The sequence below is a fragment of the uncultured Nostoc sp. genome (assembly GCF_964245445.1).
Lineage (GTDB): Bacteria > Cyanobacteriota > Cyanobacteriia > Cyanobacteriales > Nostocaceae > Nostoc.
In genome coordinates this window covers 10,237-17,522 of the sequence record NZ_CAXTNE010000169.1, presented here as the reverse complement: position 1 = coordinate 17,522, position 7,286 = coordinate 10,237, and the positions used below count along the sequence as shown (strand labels likewise).

Sequence of the window (7,286 nt, the reverse complement as noted above, 5' to 3'; positions counted from 1 at the left end):
TACTGACAGCATACCGTTACGTGAGCTTTCTTACTTTTCAGACATCCTCTAAGAGTTTTCTTTATTATTTCTTGAGTACGTCCACTTAAAATAGCAATCAATTTGGATGTATCTAAATCTATTAGTCGGTGTTGGTAATAGTCCTCCCTGACTAACTTGCTCCATACTGCTTAAAAATAAAATTTAGCTTGCAATCCTCAATTAAGTATAGGTGTCAGGGTGATCGACTTATGCACAAGCGAGGATATCAACAAATTTTGAGCTAGGTGAGCGCTGAGTATAGTTTGAGCGCCTCCTTAAAATTGCGAATGCTGCGTTGTAAGCTCGATACTTCTACATAATTTTTCCCGCTAATCAAGACTTCACCTTGCCTTGCGCCTATCCAGAGCCCTCCCAGCGGCTCCAGAGCCGTGAATAAACTCATGTCACTGCTACCAATTAAGAATCAGAAGGCAAAGCTAAAAAACTTCTGATTCTCCACAAGCGTGAATAAACCAAAGTCACTGCTACCAATTAAGAATCAGGAAGGTTAGCCAAGCTTCCAAACCTCTGATTCCTTACAGTGAATAAAATCATATCACTGTAACAATTAAGAATACGATATCAAAATTCAAAATTAAGAATCTTTTTTTGAACGAGCAAATGCGTGATAGCGCAGCGTGACACTAAGTGCCATATTTTGAATTCTCCTGAAAGGGGTGACTCCTGAATTCTTGGGAGCATCCGCTTTTTTACCACTATCCAAAAATCAAATAGGAGTCCTATAGAAAGCCACGTTTGCGATGGTGCAAGCGCTCACCGTAGGTGATCAAAAATTCTGTTGATTAGCCCCATTTCAGCCTAAATTTAAGTATTATTGCTTATTGATAACAGGTCTGGGATGCCGTGATTCCGTGTTTTCATAATCCGCTCAAAAATAGGACTTTATTAGAAGGCGTGACATTATGGTTAGTAATTCTCCAGAAGTTGGGATTCGCAATTTATACGCTTTGCTCGTGGGTATCGATAATTATCCCCAGCCAATTAAGTCCCTCAAAGGTTGTGTAAACGACATTACAGCAATAGAAACCTATCTCAAAAACCAGATTGCTGGAGAATGGAAACTGAGAGAACCCAGAATCCTCACGAATGAACAGGCTACTCGTCAGGCAATTATTGATGGTTTTCAAAATTATCTTTGTCAAGCTGGTAGCAATGATATCGCTCTATTCTACTATTCAGGACATGGGGGTCAAGAAAAAGCTCCCGAAGAGTTCTGGCATTTAGAACCAGACCGTTTAGATGAAACTTTAGTTTGCTACGATAGCCGTACTGAAGGGAATCACGATTTAGCCGATAAAGAACTCAGGTATTTGCTGGTTCAAGTAGCAAAGAAAAATCCCCGTGTCATTGTGATTCTCGATTCCTGTCACTCAGGTTCGGGAACTCGAAATATCCCTCAAGGAGTACGTCTAGCCCCAGAAGATACGAGAGATCGCGCTTTGTCTAGCTTTATTTTTGCCGAGGACGCAACTTTTAAAAATCTTCTACTAACTTCATCAGAAGCTAATAAGAAAAAGACAGGGTTAGATTTGCCTAAGGGAAGACATATTCTGTTGGCAGCTTGTCGAGATGAGCAATATGCGAAGGAATATCAAGAAGATGATGGTAAAACCAGAGGGGCTTTTTCTTACTTTTTCCTAAAAAGCTTAGAGCAAACTAATGGCAGCTTATCTTACCTGGATTTAGCTAGAAATATAGAAGCTTTAGTTAAGGGAAAATTTCAAGATCAAGTGCCTCAACTTGAAGCAACTAACCCAGAAGACTTAAAAGAATCGTTTTTAAAAGACGCGATTCCGGAACGTCCTTTTTACTTCACCTTAAGCTACAGCACACGTCCTAACGAGCAGGGTTGGGACACCAAAAATGCACCTCTAACTTTACTGGTTAACCAAGCCTTAGAGTCAGGGGAATATCTCTTACCTGTAAGCTATGACGGAGAGTTTTTCCTGCCTCTCGGTGCTGGAGTCAACAAAGGAAAGCAAATAGAAATCAAGCTTGAACGCCTACCTCAACCGACTACAAGTAGCCGGAGCTTGGGTGGTTCGATCAAAATTTTCTTTAAAAAGCTCCGCACCTCAAAGCTAGGAAATTCTTATGAGTATCCTATTTTAGCTGCTGCTAAGGTGAGGGAACAAGACAATAAGATAGAGGTTATTTACAACAAAGATTCAAAAGAAGTAAAAAACCTAGTTGCTTCCGCTCAGAAAATTGTCCTCTATATTCACGGTATTATCGGCGATACCGCAAGTATAGTTGGTAGCGTTCAACAGGCAAAATTAGAGGTGAATGGTCAACTACATCCGCTACAGGAACTTTATGACCTAGTTTTAACTTTCGATTACGAAAATATTAGCACCACCATTGAAGACAATGGGCGATCGCTCAAACAACGGTTGTCAGCTGTAGGTTTAGGAGCAAATCACAGCAAAGAATTGCATATAGTCGCCCACTCAATGGGGGGATTAGTTTCTCGCTGGTTTATCGAACAAGAAAGCGGAAATCAAATCGTTCAACATTTAGTAATGTTGGGAACTCCCAATGCTGGTTCTCCTTGGCCAGCAGTTCAGGATATGGCTTTTGCCCTTTTAGGGTGGGGTCTTAATCAAATTCCTGAGATGGTTTGGCCTGCCAAAGTCGTGGCTGATTTAGCGGCTAAGTCACTAAAGTTTATAGAAGCGAATGATAATGCTCTCGACCAAATGCAACCTGACTCAGAATTTTTCCAGGCGATCGCTAATAACCCAGACCCCCAGATTCCTTACACCATTATTGCTGGAGACAGGTCGCTGCCAACATTACAGTCTCCAGATCGCTTCCGGCGATTAATGGCTAAACTCTTTACTCCAGCCGTTAATAAGGTGGTAGATGGTTTGGTGTTTGGGGGAGAACGTAACGATATTGCGGTTTACCTAGCCAGCATTAAAAGTGTGAGTGGCGATCGCACACCGAGTCCAAAAGTTCTACCAAATGTTGCTTGCGATCATCTGACCTATTTCAGTACAGAAGCGGGTTTAAAGGCATTAGCAGATGCTCTCCATCCATAGTTACAATTGCCCTTCTGATTCCTAAAACCGCATAAAAAGGGCATTAACCATCAGGAAAAATGAAAATTACGTAACCTTATCCATCAAAAAAGGGTGTCTATTGTGGCAAAGATTAACCGAAGTTTAGCGATCGTCATTGGTATTGACAAATACGAGCAGATTCCAAAACTCAAGAATGCTGTCTTTGACGCTAACGAACTAGCTAATGTTCTTAAGAATAACTATGGCTACGAGGTCTTACTTTTAGTAGATCAAAGAGCAACTAAAGCAGAACTTGATCGACTCGTAACTAATCTTAAAAATCAGACTATCCAGTTTGATCGTCAGCTGCTCCAAGTTGAACAAAGCGATCGCCTATTGTTTTACTTTGCTGGTCACGGACTTGCTAAGGAAGCACAAGATAACGAAGATGGTAAACCATCTGGTTATTTCATGCCTCAAGATGCAGAGGATGGTAATCGAAATACCTGGCTGTCTATGCAGGAACTATACAAAGTTTTCACTGAATTAAACTGTCATCATCTATTAATGATTCTAGACTGCTGCTTTGCTGGCAGAATTTATTGGGCTGGAAACGGAAGAAATGCAGCACGCTCCCGCGAATTGTATCAACAAAGTTATGAGCGTTTTATTAAATATCAAACTCAGCAAATCATCACCTCCGCCGCCCATAACGAAGAAGCACAAGATTTATCTCGTTTTGGACAACGTGGAGAGAAAAATGGACATTCGCCCTTCGCCCATTTTCTGTTAAAAGTTCTCCAAGGTAACTCCGATGGAGGTAATGATAAATTCATTGAGGCAATTGTTGATGACAAGGTAATTACTGTCCATGAACTCTTTGCCTATCTACAAAATCAACTGGCAATAGTTGCCCAAGGACAAACGCCTGCTCTTTCTCAGCCTCGAATGTACGACAAACAAACAGGTGAATATGTTTTCTTCAAGGGAGAATACCTCTTTCCTCTTCACAATTTTAATCCTCAAGACTTAATACGCCTGAAGCTAAATGAAAAGGATAATCCCTATCAAGGTTTAGCCTCATTTGAAGAAAAGGATAGTCAATTATTTTTTGGCAGAAAAAGGCTGATTGAAGATCCCAAAGAAGGTTTACTTTCAAAAGTTAGCAATCATCTACTTACTGTGGTGTTAGGTACTTCCGGCTCAGGGAAATCTAGTTTAGTAAAAGCTGGTTTAATTCCGGCTTTAAAATTAGCAGAAAAATCTGGTCAGCAGAAGTGGGTCATTCTTGAGCCAATGCGACCTGGTGAGTCTCCATTGAGTGCTTTGAACAAAATATTGACACAATCTGGTTCGGCTTCTTCTACTATTTTAAGTTTAAGCTATCAAGAAAAACAGATTATTTATAATAAAGTTGAGAATTTAATTCCTCCTGACTCTAAATTATTATTAGTGATTGATCAAACTGAAGAATTGTTTACTCTTTGTCAAAATAAAGAAGAACGTGTAGATTTTATTAAGATATTAAATCAGTTATTAACCACTTATAAACAACAGTTGCGAATAGTGCTAACTTTACGCTCTGAATTTGAACCTCAAATCAGGGATGCAATTAAGAAAGCCCATTGGCAAAAGGTTTGGCAAGATGGGAGGTTTATTGTGACTACGATGGACAGGGAAGAGTTACAACAAGCGATCGAAGAACCTGCTGCACAAAAGGCATTATTTTTTGAGTCTTCTAAGTTAGTCAACGAATTGATTGATGAAGTTGTTCAAATGCCAGGGGCTTTACCTCTACTTTCTTTCACTTTGAGTGAGCTTTATTTAAAGTATCTCAAAGCTGAGGAAAAACAAGAAAGGGATGACCGAACGATTACTGAAGCAGATTATCAAGAAATAGGTGGGGTTACTCGCTCTCTGACTCAAACTGCTGACAAGACGTATAACAAATTAGTAGAAGAAGAAGTTGACGAGCAAACTAAAAAAGCTTGTGAGTTAACTATTCGTGATGTAATGCTGCGAATGGTGGCTATTAGTGGTGGTGAACTAGCTCGCAGAAGAATACCAACATCTGAATTAGTTTATCCAGGACAAAAAAACGAACGAGCGAATAAAGTAATTGATCGCTTTTTAGAAGCGCGGTTGCTTGTTACAGGATTGGATGCAGAAAATCAGAAGTATGTAGAACCTGCTCATGATGCTTTGGTGCTTGGGTGGCAAAAGCTCCTAGAGTGGAAGCAAAAAGAGCAGGAAAACTTACTTCTGCAACGGCGGCTAACTCCTGCAACTCAGGATTGGGAAAGGGTTAAAAATAAGGACAAAGAACAGCCAAAAGGGATTCTAGACAAGGCTGATCCTGTTTTGGATTGGTTAGATCGACGATTGTGGTTCCGAATCGAAAACAAATTAAATAAAATTCCTGATCAATTTGATCGACTTTTACGGCGATCGCAGAATCAGCCAGAGGGTTCGAGAGAGAAACCTGTACAATATTTATGGAATGCGAGTCCTTATCTTGATGTATTGAATAATGAACTTAATTCCGATGACAACTGGTTAAACCAGGTTGAAACTGAGTTTGTACAGCAAAGTGTTTCGCGAAAACGTCGGAATATTAGTTTCGTGTTGACTATTACTGGCTTATTTATACTGATCTTAATGGTATTGATTATGTGGGCATTGTGGAATCTGGGATTATCCAAGATTAATGAAACCAATACTTTGAGAGAATCCGCAGAAATAAACTTACAAAAAAACCAATCTTTTGATGGGAGGGATGATAGTTTAAAGGCAGGCAAGATCCTGAATAACAAAGGTGTGCAGTTATTACTGTGGTTAACATTTAAGAGTAGTCTCCAAGAAAAAGTAAGAGGAACTTTGCTAAGAGCAGTTAATACCGTGAGAGAACTTGACCGCCAAGAAGCGGATCAAGGCATGGGTACGGTCAGAACCAGTTTTAGCCCAGATGGTAAGCTACTAGCTAGTGCCGGAGAAAATTGCAACGTCCCTGTCCGTGTTTGGGATTTTCAGAGTCGGACTTTAAATAAATCGAATTGGATTGAGTTTAAGTTTGAAGATAAGCCTGATGAGTCTGATAATTTTTATAATTCTTATATTAATAATTGTGAGCCGATCAAAATCACCCGTTTTAGCCCAAACAGTCAACAACTAGCTGTTGCTGGAGCAAAAGGCACTGTCGGTGTATGGGATTTGCGGCGTGAGGACAGTAAATTGACAAAATTTAAAATATGGAATACAGACCAAGGCGAAGTCAAAAGCATTAGTTTTAGCCCAGATGGCAAGCTACTGGCTACTACTGGAGCAAAAGGCACTGTGCGTATATGGAACTTGGACAATTTTTCTGAAAAACCTGAAAGTAAAAGTCTTAGTGTTTTCAACTCTTGTGATAAAAACCATGTTGTCTGGAGTGTAGCATTCAGCCCCAATGGTAAAAGACTGGCTAGTACTGGAGATAATGACACTATCCGTTTATGGGATCGAGAGGGGAACAAATGGAAGGAAAACATCTTATGGAATCGAAAGGGGAACGAATGCAAGGAAAACATCAACAAATCCTCCGACCCTGAAAGAGAACAAGTCACGAGCGTCAGTTTTAGCCCAGATGGATATAAAATGGCTACTGCCAAAACAGACGGCACTGTCCGTTTGTGGGATTTGAGTGGTCACAAGTTGTGTGAGAAGTTGAAGCCCTACACATCTTTTAACACGAATCAAAACAAGGTCTGGGGTATGGAGTTTAGCCCGAAAGGTCAGAAACTGGTTACCGCCGGAGAGGACGGCACTGTCCGTTTGTGGAATTTGCATAATGAGTTGGATAAATGTAAAGTCAATCTGAAGGACGCGGCAAAAGATTCTCCACAGGAGTTGGATAAATTTGAAGGGCATAATGGACCGGTCAGAAGCGTCAGTTTTAATTGGGAGTATCAGGAACTAGCTAGTGCTGGAGATGATGGCAGTGTCCGTTTGTGGAATTTGCAGGGTAATGAGTCGCATAAATTTAAAGTTAATCCGAAGGACGAGCCAGAAAACGCTACAGTGGAGGAGATTAGCCCCAATGGCAAGCTACGGGCTACCGGAAACGAAGACGGCACTGTCGTCTGGGAGAACTTGCAGAGTCCAGCGAAGTCCCAAATAAAAACGGAGAGTAAGGGTAGTCATGTAGGCCCTGTCAAAAACTTGGCGTTCAGTCCGGATAGCAAGCTACTGGCTAGTGCTGGA

Annotated in this window: 2 protein-coding genes; both read left to right on the top strand. The window is 40.7% G+C overall.

Features of this window, described 5'->3' with window-relative positions:
• Nucleotides 1-944 precede the first annotated feature (944 nt).
• On the top strand, nt 945-3,086 hold the full coding sequence (locus ACFE90_RS24190; RefSeq protein WP_375505012.1) for a caspase family protein: 2,142 nt from the start codon (nt 945-947) through the stop codon (nt 3,084-3,086).
• A 102-nt stretch (nt 3,087-3,188) separates the two neighbouring features.
• The coding region (locus ACFE90_RS24185; RefSeq protein ID WP_375505011.1) for a caspase family protein at nt 3,189-7,286 on the top strand (4,098 nt) is incomplete at its 3' end.